This is a genomic window from Sphingopyxis yananensis (assembly GCF_020687785.1).
Lineage (GTDB): Bacteria > Pseudomonadota > Alphaproteobacteria > Sphingomonadales > Sphingomonadaceae > Sphingopyxis > Sphingopyxis yananensis.
The window spans coordinates 511,834-534,113 of record NZ_JAJEWI010000010.1; the positions used below are offsets into that span (position 1 = coordinate 511,834).

A 22,280-nucleotide genomic window follows, 5' to 3' on the forward strand; every position below is an offset into this window, starting at 1 on the left:
TGGATGGCCACGTTGGAATTGCTGGTAAGCGCATCTCTATGCGCTGCGAATAGTCCCGATCGCCGACATGGGAAGAGGGCCGTAGAGGTGGGGAAATAACTGCCCCCCGCGCGATGGTTCCCAACGCAAAATTTCTGTCACCGCATCTAAATGAACTTCGGCAATCGTCAGCTTGCTTTGGCCCGCATAATGTTTGTCGAGCGTTTCTTGAAGCTGGTCAGCGGTTGACAGGTGGATATAGCCATCAGCCTTATCCACCTGTGAACCATATAAAATCTGATCGCGTTCAAAATCCGCCCACTCTGATGCGGTCAGGATTTTGAACGCGGTCTGGTCGCTCATTCTGCGTCGCCTGCGGCCTTGGCATCGGTGGCGTCACTTGCACTGTCGGTGCCATTCACATTGGTTTCGGCTGGGATATTGCCTTCGGCTTCATCCTGCGCGTCGTCGTCATTCTCGCTTTCTTCGATCAAGGCGGCAGATACGACCAATTCCTTGTCAGCGACATTGAACAGGCGCACACCCGCCGAACCACGGCCAATCACACGCAAGCTTTCCAAGCTCATGCGGATCAGCTTGGCTTGATCGGTCACCAGCATCAGTTGATGCGCTTGGGTGGCCGGGAAGCTGGCGACAACAGGGCCGTTACGGGTGATATTGTCGATATTGGTGATGCCCTGACCACCACGACCCGTGCGGCGATATTCGTAGGCCGACGACAATTTGCCATAGCCATTGGCGCACACGGTTAGGATGAATTGCTCTTTCTCGCGCAACTCGTCGAAACGCTCTGTCGTCATTTGTGGCGAGCTGTCTTTTTCAGCCTTCCAAGGTGCGTGACGCAGATAATCGTCTCGCTCCTCTTGGTCTTTGACGCCCACCTTGTGCAACACAGAGAGGGACATTACTTCGTCCCCATCGGCCAAGCGCATACCGCGCACGCCGGTGGAGTTGCGGCTTTGGAATTCGCGAACATCGCTGCCGGCAAAGCGAATGGCTTTACCTTGGCGAGTGGCCAGCAAAATGTCGGCCCCTTCGTCCAGCAACGCCACACCAATCAGGCGGTCGTCTTCATCGTCGCCTTCAAATTTCATGGCAATTTTGCCGTTTGATGGGACGTTGGTAAAGGCATCCATGCTGTTGCGGCGGACATTGCCTTTTGCTGTGCCGAACATCACGTGCAATTTGCCCCATTCCGCCTCATCCTCTGGCAGAGGCAGGACGGTGGAGATCACTTCGCCAGCGGCGAGTGGTAGCAAATTGACCATCGGGCGGCCACGGGTCGCCGGACCACCTTCGGGCAGACGCCACACCTTCATGCGATAGACTTTGCCGATGTTCGAGAAGAAGAGCACCGGTGTATGGGTCGATGTGACGAACAATTCCGTCACGACATCCTCATCCTTCGTGGCCATGCCAGCGCGGCCTTTGCCCCCGCGGCGCTGGGCGCGGAATGTGTCGAGCGCAGTGCGCTTGATGTAACCGTCCATCGTGACGGTGACGACCATATCCTCGCGTTCCAGCAAGTCTTCGTCGTCAATTCCGTCGGCTGCCGGGGCCATGAGTGTGCGGCGCGGAGCCGCGAATTCCGCGTGAACCGCAACCAATTCGTCGCGCATCACCTGATAAAGCTTTTCGCGGTCGGCCAAAATCGACAGCAATTCTTCGATTTCTGATGCCAAAATCTTGAGTTCGTCGCCGATTTCGTCGCGGCCCAATGCCGTTAAGCGGTGCAAGCGAAGGTCCAAAATGGCTTTCACTTGAAGTTCAGACAATTGATAGGTCGCAGAGGCGGCCATTTCCCCTTCGATGGCCTCGACCAAACGAATATAGGGCGCAATTTCACCAATGGGCCATTCGCGGGCCAACAGGGCTTCGCGGGCCGCCGCAGGGCTGGACGATCCGCGAATGATGCGCACGACTTCGTCCAAATTGGACACGGCGACAACCAAACCCAGCAAGATATGGGCGCGGTCGCGCGCTTTGTTCAGGTCAAATTTGCAGCGGCGCGTAATCACTTCTTCGCGGAAGTCGATAAAGGCGGTCAAAATATCCCGTAGGCCCAGCATTTCTGGACGCCCGCCACGAATGGCCAGCATGTTGGCAGGGAAGCTGGATTGGGCTGGCGTGTGACGCCATAGTTGGTTCAATACAACTTCGGGCGTTGCATCGCGCTTGAGCTCGATGACAACACGCACACCTTCGCGGTTGGATTCGTCGCGAATATCCGATACGCCTTCGATGCGCTTGTCGCGCGCCGCTTCGGCAATTTTTTCCACCAAGCCGGATTTGCCAACCTGATAAGGAATGGATGTCAGGACGATGGCGCGCCGATCATTACGGCCTTCTTCGACTTCATGGGTCGAACGCATGATGATCGAGCCGCGACCCGTGTTATAGGCGTTGCGAATGGACCCTTGGCCCAAAATCATCGCGCCTGTGGGGAAGTCAGGGCCAGGAACGATCTGGATCAGTTCGTCGGTGGTCATTTCTTCGCCGCCGGACAGTTTGCGATCAATCATCGCAAGGCACGCGGTTACGACTTCGCCCAGATTATGGGGTGGAATATTGGTGGCCATACCGACCGCAATGCCGCCCGCGCCGTTAACCAACAGATTTGGGTAACGCGCTGGCAAGACCTGCGGTTCATTGCGGCTGGCGTCATAGTTGGGTTGGAAATCAACCGTGTCTTTTTCCAAATCGGTCAGCAACGCCATCGCGGATTTGGCTAGGCGCGCCTCGGTATATCGCATGGATGCCGGCGGATCGGGATCCATAGAACCGAAGTTCCCCTGACCATCGATCAATGGCAGGCTCATCGACCAATCTTGGGTCAGACGTGCCAAGGCATCGTAGATCGCGCTGTCGCCGTGCGGGTGATAGTTACCCATCACGTCGCCGACAATCTTCGCCGATTTTTTATAGGGGCGCCCAGGAACGAAGCCACCTTCTTGGGCCGCGTAAAGAATACGGCGATGCACGGGTTTCAGGCCGTCGCGAACGTCGGGCAGCGCACGGCTGACGATAACGCTCATCGCATAGTCGAGATAAGATGTTTTCATCTCATCGACGATGTTGATCGGGGAAATGCCGTCAGTGGACGGGGGATTCTGCGGAGTTTCTTCGGTCAAGGCCTAGCCTTCATAGCATCTATAAAATAATAGCTATGGGCTAGCCTATGGCCAACGAAAAGGCCAGAGATTTGGAGGATTGAAGCATAATTTTTGTGACGTCGGTCGGAGCGATCTGGTAAAAGAATTATGTCACCGATGTCGCTTTTTGACGCATGTCCTGCTTGCTTCTTCGCTGGTCATCCGTAAATGTCGCGCCTTGATGATTTTTTGCCGAATAGGGGGTTGCCAGTGGCGATGATTGCGCTGGTCGGCGCTAGTGAAATTTTGCCCGATGGTGGGCTGCGGGCGCTCGCGACGATTGCAGGGGAATCGTTGCTGGAGCGCCAAGCTTTGCGCCTATCTGACGTCGGGGTTCAGCACATCGCATTGGTGGTGGGCACCGTAACGGCTGAATTGCTCGATATTTGTGATCGTATCCAGCGGCGGGGGATGAAAATTTCGCCGGTGCGTACACCGCAGGATTTGGCGGCAATGGTCGGTGACGATGATCGGGTCATTTTGGTCACAGATGGGTTGCGCGCTGGCGCGACCCATTATGCGGCCATCGCCAAGCCTGGCGCGCCCGCAATATTGGTGACGGGCGATGTTCCGCTAACCCAGAGGTTTGAGCGTATTGACGCTGCGCGCCGATGGGGCGGTCTGGCGTCGATTTCCGGCGAGATGGTTGCGGAATTGGCGGCGGTTCCTGGTGAATGGGACATGATCTTGACTTTGCTACGCATGGCCGTGCAACGCGGGTCGCGTCGTTTATATTGCGAACCTGCGTTGTTTGAACGCGGTGAAATTGCGATCATCTCAGATCGGCCAACAGCAGAACTGATTGAACAGGCCAGCCTGCAACTGGTTGAATTTGGTGGCATGGGTTTTGGCCGTTCGGCCATTATGATGCCGTTGGTGCGTTTGGCCGGACCTTTGTTGGTACGCACATCCATTGCCTCCATCTATCTGCCTTATATTACCGGATTTTTATGGTTGATTGCTGCATTGCTTACCGCTGGCGGGTTGGCTGCAGCAGGGGCTATTGTGGCACTGTTCGGTGGTTTGGCTTTGGCGGCGTGGCAGTTTTTGTCCTCCTTTCGCGCCGAGCGCCCGATACAAGACCGCGCCCGCGAAGCGGTGCGCATCTTCAGTTTGGTCCTGATTGCCATTTCGCCATGGTTATTATCGGTTGGGGGGCCTGCGAATAAAGTGCCGACATTTGCCGAGGCAGCTTTGGCACCCTGTCTGGCTGGGTTATTGTTTTTGGCGCGTGCCTTATACGAAGATAGCGGGGATCGTCGCCGCTTTCATTGGCTGTTGCCAGACACGGACCAAGCGTGGCTTATGTTGGCGCCAGCTTTGCTATTTGGTTTTGCGCCGTTGATGTTTGCCATTTTGCCGCTGTTGGCGATTTTTCAAATCATCATCTGGTTGCGGATGGCGGGGCGTCCTCAGGCGGTTTAGTTCGATAATGATACAACGTCCCCGCTAATCAGCACTATCCCTACATTCAGTTTACAGGGCATTAAGCCTATTGGGGTAGGGACGGAGATATGAGTCCGACATCTGTATCACCACCGCGCGGCAATGGGTCGCCGATTTTGTCGGCGCGGATGGCTGAACTTGTTCAATATATGGGCACACCATTATTGGGCCGTTTGACGGATGAACAAAGGTCGTTGTCATTGGCCATTGCCCGCCGATTGGTGACCAATGTCGCGCGGCATATTGATGCAGATATGGATATGGCGGCATTGTGGGGCGACTGGACCCGAGACGGCATTCCGGTCACCGAGGAATTCGCGCGTGCCTGTTTTACCCGGGCCGAAGAACATCGCTGGCGGGTCGCTACCGAACATTCTGCCTTAACCGTCAATTTGAACAATCAACAGGGAAATCAGCATGTTGCGGCAAGGGCTGGCGATGTTTGGCCAAATCATGCCTTGGCGGCGGCATATCAACAATTTCAACTGGCGGACCGCCGCCGCTTTGATGCTTATGGTTATCCGGCATTGGGCATCACGGATATAAGCGATAACTTGTTTCGGCACTTGTTGAACGAAATTGCGCGCTGGCGGCTTGAGGTGCTGAGCGCCGATCGGAAGTCGTCAGCGGGACTAGGGGACGCAGTCCGCTATGCGTGGCAACAAAAAACGGCGGAGAAAGGGATTGACGCGGCCGCCCAAGATTTCTTTCATCAGCTTTTAAACGCCAATCTGCTGTATGATTATGTGAATGAAGCCATTTTGCGCCATGAATGGCCCAGTTTTTTGGCCCTCGCCAGTGTCGCACAGGCCCAACGATATGCTGATATGTCGCTATTTTTTATGACAGCGACGCCTGATCAATGGGCAAAAATTTTAAACCCATTACGTGTCAGTGATGCGGCCAAATTAACGCTGGAAGAAGCGATTATGCTGCTGCCCGCGCGGGCGTCCGCTTCGGATGGCTGGATGTGAGCCCGTCTCTCGTCCGATGCCGTGTCGACGCGCAGGGCATTTTGATATCCGCTGATGCGCCGTTACTCCGCTTGCAGCAATTGACTGGGGCAGATCTTGGCGACCCTATGGCGTTGCCAGGCTTGGCTCAGCTTTTGCACTCGGCGGTGGCATCGATGCGGCGAATGTCGCGTGCGGTGATGATGGGGGACGCCAGATTTTTGATGACGGGTGTTGCGCAAATCACGCCGCACGGGGACGGCGCAGACATTGTCATTCAGGACTGGCGGTCGATAGAACGGGTGGTGACTGAACCGATCACGCTGCACGCCAGTTTGCCCAGCCCTATGGGATGGAGCTGGGAGACGGATGCCGATTTGAACCTGTTGGCGATGAGAGTGGGAGCATCGGCGCCGCCGCTATCTGTCGATTGGGATGGACGGCCTTTGGGTGAGGTCCTGCATTTAACGGCGGATCAAGATGGGGATATGCCGATCATAAGTGCCCATGAAGATAAGCAAATATTCGCCGGACAACAGGCATCAACGGGTAAGCCGCCGAAGACGGTGCATGATATGATCTTGACCGGAAATCCGATTTTTGATGCGAAGGGCGGTTTGCGCGGTTTTCGTGGGATTGCCGAGCCTGCCCCGCATATGGACATTAATCAGTGCCCGCATTTTCAAAATGACGGTGAAATATATGCGGAACTGCGATTTAATAAACGCGTGGACGATGCGCTAAGGCAACCACTTAACCAGATCATCGGCAAGGCAACATCGATTGCGGACCAGTTTGATGGCCCAATACGAGCTGATTATGCCCGCTACGCAAGCGATATTGCGCAGGCTGGACGACATTTGCTGGGGCTGGTGGATGATTTGGCAGATGTCCAGAATATCGAAAGCCCGACCTTCCATCTTGACGCGCAGAATATTGATCTGTTGGATATTGCACAGCGCGCCGTGTCACTGACCGCTAGTCAGGCGGATGAAAAGCACATTGCGGTGCGATTTTTGGTGCCTGAGCAGGGCTGTGTCGGAAAAGGCGAGCCTCGACGGGTGCTTCAAATCCTGATTAATTTGTTGAGCAACGCCGTGCGATATTCATCATCCGAAACCGAAATTGTGGTGCATGTCGAAAGATTTGAGGACCGGATTAGCCTTGCTGTATCTGACCAAGGGCCGGGAATTTCCGTGGAGCATCAGCGGGTGATATTTGATAAATTTGAACGTCTGGGGCGGCGAGACAGCGGCGGATCTGGGCTGGGTCTTTACATCGCGCGCAAATTGGCAAGGGCGATGGGCGGCGATTTAACCGTAACAAGCCGTCTTGGTCATGGCGCATATTTCACCTTATGGCTGTCGGCGGTGAATGCTGCCTAAATAATCTTAAATGTTTTGCCTGACAGGGCAGACATGAAATATGGCGACGCAAAGAATTGCGCCGCCACAAATTTAACGCGAATATAGAAAATTAACGCTGGTCCATGGGGACATAGCTACGCTGCGGCGCGCCAGTGTAAAGCTGACGAGGACGGCCAATTTTCTGAGCAGGATCCGAAATCATTTCGTTCCATTGGGCGACCCAGCCCACGGTGCGAGCCAAAGCAAAGAGCACGGTGAACATGGTGGTTGGGAAGCCGATAGCAGACAAAATCACGCCGGAGTAGAAGTCGACGTTCGGGAACAGCTTCTTTTCACGGAAATAATCGTCGTTCAGCGCCATTTCTTCCAGTTGCAAAGCAACGTCAAACACTGGGTCATTGACTTTCAGTGCTTCAAACACTTCGCGAACCGTTTTTTGCATTACCGTGGCGCGAGGGTCGTAATTTTTATAAACGCGGTGACCAAAGCCCATCAGGCGGAACGGATCATTCTTATCCTTGGCGCGAGCGATAAATTCTGGAATGCGTTCTGGACGACCAATTTCACGCAGCATGTTGAGGGCCGCTTCGTTGGCGCCGCCATGGGCAGGACCCCACAGGCAGGCAATGCCAGCCGCCATACAAGCAAAGGGATTGGCGCCCGACGAACCGGCCAAACGAACGGTCGAGGTCGACGCATTTTGTTCATGATCAGCGTGCAGGATGAAAATACGATCCATTGCGCGCTCAACAGCTGGGATGACTTCATATTCTTCGGCAGGAACGCCAAAGGTCATACGCAGGAAGTTTCCGGTGTAGCTCAGATTATTGTCTGGATAGACAAAGGGTTGGCCGACCGAATATTTATACGCCATCGCTGCAATCGTAGGCATTTTCGCGATCAGGCGGTGGCTGGCGATCATGCGTTGTTGCGGGTCCGAAATATCGGTCGAATCATGGTAAAATGCCGAAAGCGCACCCACAACGCCGCACATGATAGCCATAGGGTGAGCGTCACGGCGGAAGCCGCTATAGAATTTGGTCAGTTGTTCATGCACCATGGTGTGGCGCGTGATGGTGTTTTCAAACTTGGCCAATTCGTCGCCGTTCGGCAGTTCGCCATTCAGCAACAGGTGGGCGACTTCCATGAACGACGAATGTTCCGCCAATTCGCCAATCGGATACCCGCGATGCAGCAAAACGCCTTCGTCACCGTCGATATAGGTGATCTGCGATTCGCAGCTAGCGGTCGACGTAAAACCTGGATCGAACGTGAAGGCACCCGTTTGGCCATAGAGCTTACGAATGTCGATTACGTCGGGACCAACCGTGCCCTTCAGGACAGGGCTTTCGACACTCTTGTCGCCAAGAGTGAATTTTGCGGTCTGATCGGTCATATTTTTTCCCCTATTCTGACGTCGGGATGTGTAAACTGATTTAAGTCCCTGCCGGATAATTGTGCGCTGCGTCAAGTCGTGCGAGGCTGTTATCTCGGCCCAACAGGGCTAAAACATCAAAAATGCCTGGCGAGACACTCCGCCCAGTCAGCGCGGCCCGCAAAGGCTGCGCTAATTTTCCAAGACCAAGGCCGGCTTCTTCGCTGGTTGAACGAACCGCATGTTCGATATCTTCTGCAGACCATCCGTCAATAGCACGCAATTTTGCCGTAACAGCCGCTAAAATGCCATCGGGTGCGTCGCGTAGTTGCTGCGCCGCTTTTTCTTCAAAATTCAGCGGCGCTGTTTCGAACAAAAATAACGCGCTATCAGCAACTTCGATCATGGTCTTCGCGCGTGGTTTCAAAGATTCCATCGCTGCGGTCAACAAGGCCAAATCGGCATCGCTCAGGGCGCGACCAACTAGTTTTTCGACTCGTGGCTTTGCGATGTCGGCCAGATAGGAATTTTCGGATTCCCGAATATAATGGCCATTCAAATTTTCCAGCTTTTTAAAGTCAAAGCGCGAGGGAGAGCGTCCGACATTGTCGATCCCGAACCACGCGATGGCTTCGTCGCGGCTGATGATCTCTGCGTCGCCATGGCCCCAGCCCAAACGCAGCAGGTAATTATTTACAGCCTCGGGCAAGAAACCTAGCTCATCGCGATAAGCGTCTACGCCCAATGCGCCGTGGCGCTTTGATAGTTTTGCTCCGTCGGCACCGTGAATCAACGGCACATGGGCATAGGTCGGCTCGCGCCAGCCCATGGCCCGAATAAGCGCCAACTGACGAAAAGCGTTGTTAAGGTGGTCGTCGCCGCGAATGACGTGGGTAATTCCCATATCATTATCGTCGACAACAACGCTTAGCATATAGGTGGGTGTGCCATCGCTACGCAGCAGAATGAAGTCGTCCAGTTCTGCGTTTTGAACCGTCACATCGCCTTGAACCTTGTCGGAAATGGTTACTTCACCATCTTGAGGGGCCTTGAGACGGATGACGTGCGGTACAGATAAGTCACCGTCCGTCCGGTCGCGCCAAGGGCTGCGGACGCGGAAGGGTAGGCGCTTTTCTTGCGCTTCTGTCCGCATCGCAGCCAGTTCATCTTGGGTCAGGTAGCAGCGATAAGCTTCACCCTTTTCAAGCAGTTCCTGCGCGACAGCGGCGTGCCGATCAGCACGGGAAAACTGGTAAACCGTGTCGCCATCCCAATCCAGCGACAGCCACTGCATCCCGTCGATGATCGCATCGATGGCCGCGTCCGTGGAGCGTGCGCGATCCGTATCTTCGATACGCAGCAAAAATTTTCCGCCGTGGTGACGTGCGAACAACCAGTTGAACAAAGCGGTACGAGCGCCGCCAATATGCAGGAAACCGGTGGGCGATGGGGCGAAACGGGTTACGACCTGTGCGCCGGTTGCTTCATCTGATTGCGTTGGGTTATGGCTTGCCACGAAGGCCTCTTTCACTAGTCTGCGTCCAAACGGGACGGGGATTGGGGGTAGCCCCTAGCATGGCGGCAACACAGCATCAAACGCGCAATGACATAATTGGGTTCAGCTTTTTGCAATCTTTAGTCGCATGGCTTGAGATACAGTTGGACGACGAACGCGAACGGCTGGCATTATGGGTTCCGGTGCTGTTTGGCAGTGCCATTGCTTTATGGTTCACATTGGGATCCGAGCGGGCTTGGGTCGGGGCGTTGCTTATTATGTTGGGGCTGGTCGGCCTTGGCTTTCAAATCGGAAAGACCCGCCGTGTCGGGCAAATATTGATTGTTGGCGGCAGCGCGGCGATCTTCGGCTTGCTGTATATCTGGTTTCGGGCAGTGTGGATTGCTGCTCCTGTATTGGCATATCCTGTCACCACCGAATTTTCTGCGCAGGTCCAATCCGTGGAGGTGCAGGGCGCACGGGACAGAATAAGGTTGTTGGTACGGCCCATCGATAGAATTGATTTGCCGCTGTTGATCCGACTGACGGGGACGACGCAGCAAGCCACAGATATTGTGGCGGGGCAATATATTGGGCTGCGTGCGCGGCTGACGCCGCCGCCCAAACCAAGTTTGCCAGGCGGATATGATTTTGCGCGCCGTGCTTGGTTTGACGGGATTGGCGCGGTTGGGACGGTGCTCGGTCCGATTGAGCGCGGGAGTGTTGAAAACAATGCTGCGCGCTGGGAAATCCGGCAACGATTGACGGGGCATATTTATCGGCAGGTGGATGGGCGCGTGTCCGGCATTGCGGCGGCTTTGGTGACAGGGGATCGCGGGGCGATTTCGGATGCGGATGAAGACGCGATGCGGCGCAGCGGATTGGCGCATTTGCTGTCGATTAGCGGGTTGCATGTAACCGCTGTGGTGGGATTTACGATGTTGGCGGCGCTGCGTATCTTGGCGCTTTGGCCGCGATTGGCGCTGATGGGTTGGGTTTTGCCTGCCGCCGCGGCCGCTGCCGCGATGGTTGGCGGCGGCTATACGATGTTGGCGGGGGCGGAAGTGCCGACGCTGCGGTCGTTCATTGCGTCTTTGCTGATTTTGGTGGCCGTTTTGATGGGGCGGGATGCGCTGACGCTGCGGTTGGTGGCGGCGGGGGCGTTATTGGTTCTGTTGTGGCGGCCCGATGCGGTAGTGAGCGCGAGTTTTCAGCTGAGTTTTGTGGCGGTTGCGACGATTGTAGCGCTGCATGAGCATCCGAAAATGAAGGCTTTTGCGGCGCGGCGCGATGAATATTGGCTGCGAGGGATTTTGCGAGGGTTGGCCGTGTTGCTGATCACCGGATTAGCCGTGGAATTGGCGTTGACGCCGATCGGATTGTTCCATTTTCATAAGTCCGGTATTTATGGTGCGATGGCCAATATGATTGCCATTCCATTGACAACATTTGTGATTATGCCAGCCGAAGCGGCGGCATTGGCGTTGGACACGGTGGGCGCTGGCGCGCCATTTTGGTGGGTGGCGGAGCGGGCTTTGCTGTTTTTATTGGCTTTGGCGCATGGGGTTGCTGAGACGCCGGGGGCCGTGCGGATGATGCCGGATATGCCGGTTTTGGCCTATGCCATGATCATGATAGGTGGGCTTTGGATGTTGATATGGCAAAATGGATGGAGATTATATGGTTTAATACCAATATTTTGTGCCATTATTTTGATATTTGTTCAGCATCAACCCGATCTGATTGTCAGCCGTGATGGGCGGCATGTGGCCGCGCGCATGGATGCGGGCGGTTATGCGATGTTGCGGATGGGGCGGGGTGGCTATGCGCGGGATATGATGATGGAGGCGGCAGGGTCGGATGTCGAGCCTGTGGCAATGAAGGATTGGGCGGGCGCGGAATGTAATGATGATTTTTGCCGGTGGACGCAGGCGGGCGATGGGCGGAATTTTCAGATTTTGGCATCGCGCAGTGACCGATGGAGCGATTATTCGACGTTGATTGCGGCATGCCATGCGGCCGATATTGTCGTTAGTGATCGGCGCTTGCCAAAGGCCTGTGTTCCGCGCTGGTTGTTGTTGGACCGCTATGAGCTGGCGACGCGCGGCGGGGTGATATTGTCGCTGCAACATCAACCGAAATGGGTGGGGATGAGTGCGCTGACCACGGACCATCCGTGGAATAAGGCCGAGCAAGTGAGCGGGAATGATGAGCGGTGAGACGCTGTGCGTTGAGGAGATCGCCGTTAGCGCGGTGTTTGAGCCTAATTGGATAGGAGGCCGCGCCGCTGGGTGAGCGGCGCGGGGGTGATCAGTGGTAACGGCGCAGAAGGCCCGATAGGCGGCCTTGGACCAAGACGCGGTCGGCGCTGTAAAATTGCGGTTCGTGGCTGCTGTTCGCAGGGTCGAGCCGGATCATTTTGCCTTCGCGGTGGAAATATTTCAGCGTGGCGTCCTGACCGTCGATCAGGGCGACGATGATTTCCCCTTCGCGGGCGCTTTGCGCCTTTTGGATGAGGGCATAGTCGCCGTCCAAAATGCCGGCGTCGATCATGGAGTCGCCCGATACTTCGAGCGCATAATGTTCGCCGGAGCCGAGCAAGGCGGCAGGAACAGCGAGGTGGTTATGATCTTCGATGGCTTCAATGGGGGCGCCAGCCGCGATTTTGCCGTGCAGTGGCAGTTCAATCACATCATTGGCCGGAGCCGGACGGGCTGTGGTAGAGGCGAGGTTGCTTTTCGCCTTGGGCGAAAGGTCATTGGCAGGAGCCGCAGACGAGGGGCCGGATGCGCCATGCGTGACGGGCGAGCCGTCGGGAAGTCGGATCACCTCGAGCGCGCGGGCGCGATTGGGAAGGCGGCGCAGGAATCCGCGTTCGACCAAGGCGCTGATCAGGCGATGGATGCCCGATTTGGATTTCAGGCCCAAGGCTTCTTTCATTTCCTCGAAGGACGGGGAGATGCCGCCGTCGTCGAAGCGCTGTTGAATGAAACGTAGCAGTTCATGTTGTTTGGCGGTCAACATGCGGTTCTCCTTAACCCAGCAATCCATCAGGACATATCAAGAACGATAGTGGAACATTTTGGCACTTGTCAAGCCTGATGCCATGGGAATAAGCAAGAGATTGAAAGATGGGGAGTGTTGGATTGGAAGTTGTCGAAGTTTAGGGTGTCAATGGCGGGGCAGGAGTTCCTATTTTACCGATTTTCTAGGGATTTTTAAGATCTTACCCGCGTGTGTGGGCGAGTTGGAGCAGTTTGGCTGCTGGGCCTTGGGCCCCTGCGCCAGCCCATATGATGACATATCGTAGGGGGCTGGTCATAGGGGCTGGGCGGAAAGTGGCGGAGTTATTCGCCTGTTAACAGGGCCTTGGTGGCGACGGTGACGTCGGCTTGGCGCATCAGGCTTTCGCCGACGAGGAAGGTTTTGACGCCGGATTGGGCGAGGCGGAGGCAGTCGGCGTGGGTGGCGATGCCGCTTTCGCCCACAAGCAGGGCGTCCGATGGGACCAATTTCGACAAGCGTTCCGTGTTGCCCAAATCGGTCGTGAAGGTACGAAGGTCGCGGTTGTTGACGCCGATCAGGCGCGATTTCAATTTGCTGAGCGCGCGTTCCAGTTCTGCTTCGTCATGAACCTCGACCAGCACATCCATGCCGCGTTCAAAGGCGGCGGTTTCGATGTCTTGCATCACGCTGTCTTGGAGCGCCGCAACGATGATCAGGATCGCGTCGGCGCCGATGGAGCGGGCTTCGGCGACTTGCCATGGGTCGACCATGAAGTCTTTGCGCAGCACGGGCAGGTCGCAGGCGGCGCGGGCGGCGATGAGATAATCTTCATGGCCTTGGAAATAGGGGGCGTCGGTGAGGATGGACAGGCAAGCGGCCCCGCCAGCCTGATAGTCGCGGGCGTGATTTTCGGGTGAAAAATCTGGCCGGATCAGACCTTTGGAGGGTGAGGCTTTTTTAATTTCTGCGATGAGGGCGAAGTGACCTGCATCGATTTTGGACTGCAGAGCGGCTTGGAAGCCACGTGTGGGCCCCGCGTTGATGGCGTCCAAGTCGGCGATGCTGCGCAGGGCGCGGCGCTGGGCGACTTCTTGAGACTTGGTGTCAAGAATTTGCGTTAACTTGTTCATTTATAGGCAATCCAGCAATCGAGGAGCGTATTGGCGAGGCCCTTGTCAAGGGCTTCGGCGGCTTCTTCGACGCCGCGTGCCAAAGTTTCGACTTCGCCAGCGACCTGCAAAGCGGCCGCCGCATTATAAAGGACGGCGTCACGATAGGCGCCGGTTTCGCCCATTAGCAAGCCCCGCAGGGCTTTGGCATTATGAGCCGGGTCGCCGCCGCGAATGGCGGTGACGGGATAGTTGGGGAGGCCCGCATCAGCGGCATTGCTGCGCTGCATCTGCACGCCTTCAGGGGTGATGATCGCGACTTCATTGCCGCCCGCCATCGAAAGTTCGTCCAACCCTTCGTCGCCGCAGACGACTTGACTATGCTCGGTACCCAAATGATGCAGCGCCTCGGCATAAATCGGCACATAAGCGGGGCGTGCGATGCCGACGAGTTGGCGCGTGACGCCAGCGGGGTTGGCGAGTGGGCCCATCAGGTTGAAAATGGTGCGCGATGCCAATTTTTTGCGAATTGGCATGACATATTTCATCGAGGGGTGATGTTTGGCGGCGAAGAGGAAGCAAATGCCGAGATCGGCAAGCTGTTCTTCGGCCTTTTCGCCTGCGATATCGAGATTGAGGCCCAGCGCCTCGAGCGTGTCGGCGGCGCCCGCCTTGGAGGAGGCGGCGCGGTTGCCATGTTTGGCGACCGGAACGCCGCATGCAGCGACAACCAAGGCCACGGCGGTGGAGACGTTGAGGGTGTGATGCCCATCGCCACCTGTGCCGCACACATCAATGGCATTTTTCGGCGCTGCGATGGGGATGAGGCGGTCGCGCATCGCCTGCGCAGCCGCCGCGATTTCGACCATGGTTTCACCGCGATTGGACAAAGCGACCAAGAAATTGGCCAAGGCTTCGTCATCGGCTTTGCCGTCCAATATGTCGGCGAAAGCCTGAGCGGCTTCGTCATGGCCCAGCAGGTGGCTAGGGTCAGGGAGAATGCCGAAACTGGTCATAGCGAGACACCTTCGCGCGGGGTGAGGCCCGCTTCGCGCATGAAATTGGCGATCATATCATGCCCATATTCGGTGGCGATGCTTTCGGGATGGAATTGCACGCTATGGATAGGCAATTCGACATGGCGAAAGCCCATGACGGCGCCGTCATCGCTGGTCGCGTTGATCGACAGGCATTCGGGGATATTGACCACTTCGAGGCTGTGATAGCGGGTGGCGGTGAGCGGCGAGGGCAGGCCCGCAAATAGGCCCGTGCCGTCATGGCAGATGGGCGAGGTTTTGCCGTGCATCAAATGGCCGCGCTGGACAGTGCCGCCGAAATGCTGGCCAATCGCCTGATGGCCCAAGCAAACGCCGAGCAGCGGACGGCGAGCCTCGGCACAGGCACCGACCAGTTCGAGGCTGATGCCCGCTTCATTGGGGGTGCAAGGGCCGGGGGAAATGAGGATGGCGTCTGCGCCCGTTGCCAAAGCTTCGGCGGCGGTGAGCGCGTCATTGCGTTCGACGCGAATGTCCGCGCCCAGTTCGATCAGATAATGCACCAGATTGAAGGTGAAGCTGTCGTAATTGTCGATAACAAGGATCATTTTATTGTCCATATTCCGATGACGTCGCGAGGCGCACAGCCTCTTGAGCCGCAGCGAAGAGCGCGCCCGCCTTGGCTTCGCATTCGCGTTGTTCATATGCGGCGTCGCTGTCGGCGACGATGCCAGCACCGGCTTGGACGTGCATTTCGCCGTCTTTGACGATGGCGGTGCGCAGCACGATGCAGCTATCCATATTGCCATTGGGCGCGAAATAGCCGACGCCGCCCGCATAGGCCCCGCGCACATCGCTTTCGAGCTCGGCGATGATTTGGCAAGCGCGGACCTTGGGTGCGCCGCTGACGGTGCCTGCAGGGAAGCCCGCGAACATGGCGTCAATGGCGTCCTTGTCATCGGACAGGCGGCCCGTGACGTTGGAGACGATGTGCATGACGTGGCTGTAGAATTCAACCGTGTAGCTGTCGGTCACGGTGACCGTGCCGCCCTTGGAGGCGCGGCCCACATCGTTGCGGCCCAGATCGAGCAGCATCAGATGTTCGGCGCGTTCCTTGGGGTCTGCCAGCAAGCTTTCGCGGTTTTCCATATCCTCTGCATGGGTGCGGCCACGTGGGCGGGTGCCAGCGATGGGGCGGATGGTGACTTCGCCGTCGCGCACGCGGACCAAGATTTCCGGCGACGAACCAATGAGCGCGAAGCCGGGCAGGTCGAGGAAATAGAGGAAGGGTGAGGGGTTGATACGGCGCAGCGCACGATAGAGATCGAAGGGCGGCAGGTCGAAAGGCGTCGAGAAGCGCTGGGATAGCACCACCTGAAAAATATCGCCGGCGGCGATATATTCCTTGGCGGTGGCCACCATGTCGCGGAATTTTTCCGGCGGTGTGGCGGCGGTTTTTTCGATCATAGCGGGGACGGCAGGGCGTTCGCCAAGGCTGGCTGCCACTGTGCCATGATGGAGGCGCGCGGCGACGGCGTCGAGACGGTCGCGCGCGGCGTCGATCATCCGGTCAATCGCGCCATTGGCGTCGGGCCAGATGGGAGCGATGAGGAAGAGTTGATCGGTCAAGCGGTCGAACACCAAGATGGTGGTGGGACGGACAAAGATCATGTCCGGCAGCCCAAGGCCCGCATGTGGGGCGCGGGGGATGCTATTTTCGACGAGGCCGATGGTTTCATAGGCAAAGAAGCCGACGAGGGTGGCGAGCGCCTTTGGCAAGGCTTCGGGCACGTCGAATTGGCATTCGGCGACGAGGTCGCGCAGAGCCTGAAGCGAGGAACCGGTGATGGGTTCAAAGGCGCTTTTGTCCGTCCGCCATTGGCGGTTGATGCGGGCTTGGGGGCCGGTGACGTCGAACATCAGATCGGGGTCGATACCGATCAGGCTGTAGCGGCCACGGGTTTCCCCGCCTTCGACCGATTCCAAGACCCAATCGCCGCGACCCGGCTCGATCAATTTTAAGGCCGCCGATACGGTGGTTTCCGTATCGGCGATCAGGCGTTGCCATACGGCAGCGCCGCGACCTTGAGCCAACGCTGCGAGTGCTTCAGCTTTCCCCTCTAATGTCACTTGCGACCAACCTATTCTGCTGTTTGCGTGGCGCCGGTCAGTTCCTGACGCAGACGGTTCAATTGCTTTTGATCAATTTTTACGCCGATGCGGCGCTTGGCTTCGGCCATGAAGGCGGCGGCTTGTTCGGCACCAAAGGCCGAGGCCAGCGGGGCCGCGATGGCGGTCACGCGGGCGGCGTCGATGCTTTTCGGGTCGGGGCGCTCAACCTTATTGAGGGCGACGACCATCCAGCCGCGATTGCCCGGCAATTCGGTGCTTTTCACGCTGCCTTTGGCCATGGAAAAGAGCAGGGCCAATTCCTGTGGGATGGGGGCACCATTTTGGCCGAGCTGCGCGCGGCGACCGCCGATATTTTGCACGGTGCCAATGTTGCCGCCAGCCGCAGCGATGGCGTCTTGCAGCGACTTGCCGCCCTTGGCTGCTTTGACAATAGCTTCGGCCTTGGTGCCAGCGACCTTATGTCCTTCGGCGAAGCGCCAGTCGGCCAGCACATTTGCGCGGATTTTTTCAAAAGGCGGCGGGGCTGCTGCGATGATGGTTTTTACCGCGTAAATAGCGAATTTTTCATTTTCTTGCAGCGTGGCCAAATGGCCTTCGCCTTCGGCGTTGGATTGGAAGGCTTGGGTGATGATGCCAGCGATTTCGGGTGCGGGCGCGAAGCCGGGTTGGTCAGGCGATTGGCCATTCGGTAGCACCGCAGGGGTGGTGACGACGGTCAATTTGCGATCAGCCGCGACTTCTTCGATGGATGCGCCGCCATTCACCGCGTCTTGGATGGCATTGTAATAATCGACCACGACTTCATTGGCTTTGTTACGGGCCAATTCTGCGCGAATGTCTGGCGTTGCTGCCGCAAGGTTGCGGGCGGGGGTGTCGGTGATTTGCGCGACCTTGATCACGCTCCAGCCAAGTGGGGTTTGTACGGGGCCGACCACGGCGCCTTGGGCCGCCGCAAAGGCCAGCTTGGCGGCATTGGCGCTGGCGGTGGCGCCAAATTCGGATTGGGTGACCGATCCGGTGGTGGTGGACGACAGGCCCGCACCGCGCGCTGCCGCGCCAAGGTCGCCGCCCGCCGCCGCAGAGGCGATTTTGGCGGCTGTGGCTTGGTCAGGGGCGGTGACTTGTTCGAAACGGCGGCTTTGTTTGGCGGCAAAAGCGCTTTCATTCTTTTTGAAGAAATCGGCGATTTCGGCGTCGGTTACCGCAGGAACAGGGGCCTGTGAGCGGTCAAAGACAGCATATTGCACAATGCGGCGTTCCGGCACGGTGAAGCGCGCCACATGGGTTTTAAGATATTGTTGCAGCACGGCGTCCGATGGGGCGGTGGTGGGGGCAAAGGCGCTGGCCGGAATGAAGGTCGCGCTACCTTCGCGTTCTTCCATCAGCAAGGCGGCATAAGGTTGCGCCATAGCGGGAGCAATTACTGGCATGTTCGAAATGGGGGCCAAGATTTGGCGGGCGAGCAATTGTTGCTTGAGGTCCTTGCGGAAGGCAGCTTCGTTCAGGCCATTTTCGCGCAGCAAGGCTTCAAAGCGGGTTTGATCGAAAGAACCGCTGACGCCGCGAAAGGCTGGGATGTCGGCAATTTCGCCGTCGATCATGCGCTTGGAGACGCTGAAGCCCAATTTTTCGGCATATTGTTCAAAGGCGATGCCTTCGATCATGCCGTTCAATGTGGCGTCCAAACCGCCCGATTCCAGAAAGGCTGCCATGCTGAGTTCGGGGTTTTGCTGGCGGGCTTGGTCATAGGCCTGACGAACGCGTTCGCGCAGTTCGCCCGATCCGATTTCTTCTTTGCCAACTTTGGCGACATTGCCGCCACCGACGCCGCCAAATCCGCCAGTTCCGCTGACGTCGCCCAAGGCGAAGGCCAGACCGACGAGGGCCACAAAGCCGAGCGCCAATATCTTTCCAAGCGTTGATCCGAACAGGCTGCGAATGGCTGTAATCATGGACGGCTTTTCTTTCGGGCATCTGGAGCGCCGGAGCGCGGGTTTGGGGATGCTTTAGGCGGCTGGGGCGGTGTCATCAAGGCGGATTGCGATTTTTACCGATGCTTTGGGCGTAGTGGCCGGTGTTTATTTTGTGGGATGGGAGGATTTATGCGTCACTTTGTTGCGGAAGGGGCTTTTTGGACATGGGGCCCTTGCCGAAGTGGGGGGAGCATAGCTAGAGGGCTGGCAAGAGTGAGCCGAACGGGCTTGGAGTTTGTCATGAAGGAGTATCGGGGCATGGCACGGCGCAAATATGTGGTCGGCAATTGGAAGATGAACGGCCTGAAGAGCGCGTTGGGCGAAGCGGAAGCGATTTTTGCCGCAGCCGGTCAGCAATCTGCCGTTGATGTGGCGCTGTGCCCGCCCTTTACGATGGTTGGTGCGTTGGCGGCTTTGCCCAAGGCGGTGGTTGGCGGACAAGATTGCCACGCCGCGCAAAGCGGTGCCTATACGGGCAGTGTGTCGGCGCCGATGCTGGTGGATAGCGGTGCGAGGCTGGTGCTGGTTGGCCATAGCGAACGCCGCGAAGGCTTTGCCGAGAGCGATGCGGATGTGAAAGCCAAGGCGGAAGCCGCGCTGGCGGCTGGCTTGAACGTCATCCTATGCTGCGGTGAGCCACTAAGCGTGCGCGAATCAGGCGATGCTATTGCCTTTGTCTTGAACCAAATTGAACATAGCCTGCCCGATGCGTTTGATGCAGATCGTTTGGCCATTGCCTATGAACCCATTTGGGCGATTGGCACCGGCTTGGTTCCGACGCTGAATGATGTGAGCGCGATGCATGGCGCTTTGCGGGAGGCGCTGCGGGGGCGTGTGGGCGGCAAGGCCGATCAGATGCGTTTATTATATGGCGGTTCGGTGAACGGCGAAAATGCCGCTGAATTGCTGTCGGCAGGCGATGTCGACGGGGCGTTGGTGGGCGGTGCCAGCCTGTCGGCGGCGAAATTTAATCCCATTGTTGACGCTGCGGCCGCACTGGCGGGTTGAAGCGGCGGCCTTTCGCCTCTATGTGGCCCAATGTCCTGCCATTGTCGGGTGGGCGCAAGTTCAGGAATTTTGAATGTCCAGTCTCTTCACCTTTTTGCTGGTTGTGCAAGCGATCGTTGCCGCAGCGATGATTGCGGTCATCCTGATGCAAAAGTCCGAAGGTGGCGGTTTGGGTGTTGGTGGTAGCCCCACCGGCTTGCTGTCTGCGCGCGGCGCGGCAGATTTTATGACCCGCGCCACAACCGTTTTGGCGACCTTGTTCGTTGGCCTTTCCATTTTGTTGGCAGCGATGGCCGCAGCGGGCACCAGCGGTAGCGCCATTGATACGACCCTGTCGAAATCCGCGCAGCAGCAAAGCGGCGGTGGATTGGGTTCGTTGACGGCGCCTGCAGCATCGGCCGATGGTGCAGCGGTTCCCGCACAGCCGGTCGCCAGTGATGATCCGTTGGCTGCAGCGGCAGCCGCCGCAGCCGCATCACAAGCTGCACCGGCGAAGGCCCCCGCAACGAAATAATTTTTCGCGGTTTTTCGCCGCGAAGTTCATCAGCCTGTGAACGGTGGAAAAATATTTTCCACCGTTTGTGATTCGGCGGCTTGCGTCGCCACCCACCTTTTGAGTAAGTCTTTTCTCCCATGGCGCGGTTCATTTTTATCACCGGCGGCGTGGTCTCCTCCCTTGGAAAAGGTTTGATGGCGGCTAGCCTCGCGGCCCTGTTGCAAGCACGTGGATATCGCGTGCGTATCAGGAAATTCGACCCTTATTTAAATGTCGATCCGGGCACGATGTCGCCCTATCAACATGGTGAAGTATTTGTGACCGATGACGGGGCCGAAGCGGACCTTGATTTGGGCCATTATGAACGCTTTACGGGTGTTGCGGCGCGGCAGAGTGATAATATTACCTCTGGTCGTATTTATCAGGATATTATCGCCAAGGAACGTCGCGGCGACTATTTGGGCGCGACCGTTCAGGTGGTGCCCCATGTGACCGATGCGATTAAGGCCTTTGCCCGCGCGGACACGGCGGACCTTGATTTCGTTTTGTGCGAAATTGGCGGCACGGTGGGCGATATTGAATCACTGCCCTTCATTGAAGCCATTCGTCAGCTGCGCAACGAAGTGGGCCGCGAAAATTCGCTGTCCGTTCATGTGACCTTGGTGCCTTATATTGCCGCAGCCGGCGAATTGAAGACCAAGCCGACCCAGCATAGCGTGCGTGAATTGGCGTCGCTGGGCGTGCAGCCGGATATTTTGCTGTGCCGTTGTGAAAAGCCATTGCCCGACACAGAACGTGCGAAAATTGCCCAATTCTGTAATGTGCGCAAAGAAGCGGTTATTCCGGCGTTGGACGCCGACAGCATCTATGCTGTTCCTGCCCAATATCATGGCGAAGGTTTGGACCGCGAAGTGTTGCGGGCCTTTGGTATTCATGATGCCCCAGAGCCGGAATTGGCCCGCTGGGACGACATTATGGACCGCAAGAACAACCCCGAAGGGGAAGTGACCATTGGGGTGGTGGGAAAATATGTGTCCTTGCCCGATGCCTATAAATCTTTGAACGAAGCCTTGGTGCATGGTGGCTTGGCCAACCGCGTTAAGGTGAACATCCGTTGGTTGGACGCGGAAATGTTCGAAGAAGAAGATGATCTGGTTGCCAATTTGGAACCGATGCATGGCATATTGGTGCCCGGCGGTTTTGGCGAGCGCGGATCGGAAGGCAAGATTAACAGCGTGCGCTTTGCGCGCGAACGTGGTGTGCCTTTCTTGGGCATTTGTCTGGGTATGCAGATGGCCTGTATTGAAGCCGCGCGCAACACCAGCGGCATTGCCGACGCATCGAGCACGGAATTCGGCCCAACCAGCGAGCCTATTGTTGGTTTGATCACCGAATGGATGAGCGAAGAAGGCCTGCAACAGCGCGGCGCGGACACGGACCTTGGTGGAACCATGCGTTTGGGCGCTTATGATGCCAAATTGTCACCAAATAGCCGTGTTGCGGCTGTATATGGCACCAAGGATATTAGCGAACGTCACCGTCATCGTTATGAAGTGAACAATGACTATCGCGAAAAGCTGGAGGCGGGCGGTTTGCTCTTCACCGGATTGTCGCCCGATGGCATGTTGCCGGAAATTGTTGAACGTCCGGACCATCCTTGGTTCATTGGCGTGCAATTTCATCCGGAATTAAAGTCGAAGCCGTTTGAACCGCACCCGTTGTTCAAGGGCTTTATTGAGGCTGCGGTCAAACAAAGCCGATTGGTATGATGT

The 22,280-nt window shown here is 57.1% G+C and carries 17 protein-coding genes; 7 read left to right on the forward strand and 10 right to left on the reverse strand.

Annotation, left to right across the window (positions count from 1 at the left end; genetic code table 11):
• Positions 1-36: 36 nt before the first annotated feature.
• Entirely contained in the window at positions 37-342 is a 306-nt protein-coding gene (locus tag LKO31_RS13900; protein WP_227691137.1) for a DUF952 domain-containing protein, read from the reverse strand.
• Positions 339-3,062: a DNA gyrase subunit A gene (gene gyrA, locus LKO31_RS13905; protein ID WP_407699290.1), complete on the reverse strand. Its 2,724-nt coding sequence runs from the start codon at positions 3,060-3,062 to the stop codon at positions 339-341. The genes LKO31_RS13900 and gyrA overlap by 4 nt, the downstream gene beginning before the upstream one ends.
• Positions 3,063-3,368: 306 nt before the next feature.
• On the opposite strand from gyrA, the gene LKO31_RS13910 reads away from it, so the two are divergent.
• The 3 genes from LKO31_RS13910 (at position 3,369) to LKO31_RS13920 (ending at position 6,936) form a co-directional block, all read left to right on the forward strand.
• Positions 3,369-4,577 carry a hypothetical protein gene (locus LKO31_RS13910; RefSeq protein ID WP_227691266.1) on the forward strand — a complete coding sequence of 403 codons (1,209 nt, stop codon included), beginning with the start codon at positions 3,369-3,371 and terminating at the stop codon, positions 4,575-4,577.
• Between the two features lie 89 nt (positions 4,578-4,666).
• A complete protein-coding gene (locus LKO31_RS13915) occupies positions 4,667-5,572 on the forward strand; it encodes a hypothetical protein (protein WP_227691139.1) in 906 nt (301 codons plus the stop codon).
• Positions 5,569-6,936, forward strand: a complete 1,368-nt coding sequence (locus tag LKO31_RS13920) for a sensor histidine kinase (protein ID WP_227691140.1) — start codon at positions 5,569-5,571, stop codon at positions 6,934-6,936. Before LKO31_RS13915 ends, LKO31_RS13920 begins: the two co-directional genes overlap by 4 nt.
• Positions 6,937-7,027: 91 nt before the next feature.
• Here the strand turns inward: LKO31_RS13920 and LKO31_RS13925 are convergent, their stop codons facing one another.
• A complete protein-coding gene (locus LKO31_RS13925; RefSeq protein ID WP_227691141.1) occupies positions 7,028-8,314 on the reverse strand; it encodes a citrate synthase in 1,287 nt (428 codons plus the stop codon).
• Positions 8,315-8,354: 40 nt separating this feature from the next.
• Entirely contained in the window at positions 8,355-9,809 is a 1,455-nt protein-coding gene (gltX, locus tag LKO31_RS13930) for a glutamate--tRNA ligase (protein ID WP_227691142.1), read from the reverse strand.
• 143 nt (positions 9,810-9,952) lie between these two features.
• Between gltX and LKO31_RS13935 the strand changes: the two genes are divergently transcribed.
• Positions 9,953-12,007: a ComEC/Rec2 family competence protein gene (locus LKO31_RS13935; protein ID WP_227691143.1), complete on the forward strand. Its 2,055-nt coding sequence runs from the start codon at positions 9,953-9,955 to the stop codon at positions 12,005-12,007.
• Between the two features lie 91 nt (positions 12,008-12,098).
• Here the strand turns inward: LKO31_RS13935 and lexA are convergent, their stop codons facing one another.
• The 6 genes from lexA to LKO31_RS13965 form a co-directional block, all read right to left on the reverse strand.
• The gene (gene lexA / locus LKO31_RS13940) at positions 12,099-12,812 is read right to left on the reverse strand and encodes a transcriptional repressor LexA (RefSeq protein ID WP_227691144.1); all 714 of its coding nucleotides are present in this window, start codon (positions 12,810-12,812) and stop codon (positions 12,099-12,101) included.
• A 323-nt stretch (positions 12,813-13,135) separates the two neighbouring features.
• Positions 13,136-13,924, reverse strand: a complete 789-nt coding sequence (gene trpC / locus LKO31_RS13945; protein ID WP_227691145.1) for an indole-3-glycerol phosphate synthase TrpC — start codon at positions 13,922-13,924, stop codon at positions 13,136-13,138.
• Positions 13,921-14,919, reverse strand: coding sequence for an anthranilate phosphoribosyltransferase (gene trpD / locus LKO31_RS13950; protein WP_227691146.1), 999 nt, complete (start codon positions 14,917-14,919; stop codon positions 13,921-13,923). Before trpD ends, trpC begins: the two co-directional genes overlap by 4 nt.
• Complete coding sequence (locus LKO31_RS13955) at positions 14,916-15,506, reverse strand: anthranilate synthase component II (protein WP_227691147.1); 591 nt, start codon at positions 15,504-15,506, stop codon at positions 14,916-14,918. The genes trpD and LKO31_RS13955 overlap by 4 nt, the downstream gene beginning before the upstream one ends.
• Position 15,507: 1 nt before the next feature.
• Positions 15,508-17,028 carry an anthranilate synthase component I family protein gene (locus tag LKO31_RS13960; protein ID WP_227691148.1) on the reverse strand — a complete coding sequence of 507 codons (1,521 nt, stop codon included), beginning with the start codon at positions 17,026-17,028 and terminating at the stop codon, positions 15,508-15,510.
• 11 nt (positions 17,029-17,039) lie between these two features.
• Positions 17,040-18,983 (reverse strand): SurA N-terminal domain-containing protein, encoded by a 1,944-nt coding sequence (locus LKO31_RS13965; protein WP_227691149.1) that lies wholly within the window; start codon positions 18,981-18,983, stop codon positions 17,040-17,042.
• Positions 18,984-19,262: 279 nt separating this feature from the next.
• Between LKO31_RS13965 and tpiA the strand changes: the two genes are divergently transcribed.
• The 3 genes from tpiA to LKO31_RS13980 all read left to right on the forward strand — a co-directional run bounded on the left by tpiA (position 19,263) and on the right by LKO31_RS13980 (position 22,277).
• On the forward strand, positions 19,263-20,012 hold the full coding sequence (gene tpiA, locus LKO31_RS13970; RefSeq protein ID WP_227691267.1) for a triose-phosphate isomerase: 750 nt from the start codon (positions 19,263-19,265) through the stop codon (positions 20,010-20,012).
• 73 nt (positions 20,013-20,085) lie between these two features.
• Positions 20,086-20,526 (forward strand): preprotein translocase subunit SecG, encoded by a 441-nt coding sequence (secG, locus tag LKO31_RS13975; RefSeq protein WP_227691150.1) that lies wholly within the window; start codon positions 20,086-20,088, stop codon positions 20,524-20,526.
• 119 nt (positions 20,527-20,645) lie between these two features.
• Complete coding sequence (locus LKO31_RS13980; protein WP_227691151.1) at positions 20,646-22,277, forward strand: CTP synthase; 1,632 nt, start codon at positions 20,646-20,648, stop codon at positions 22,275-22,277.
• Positions 22,278-22,280: the final 3 nt, after the last annotated feature.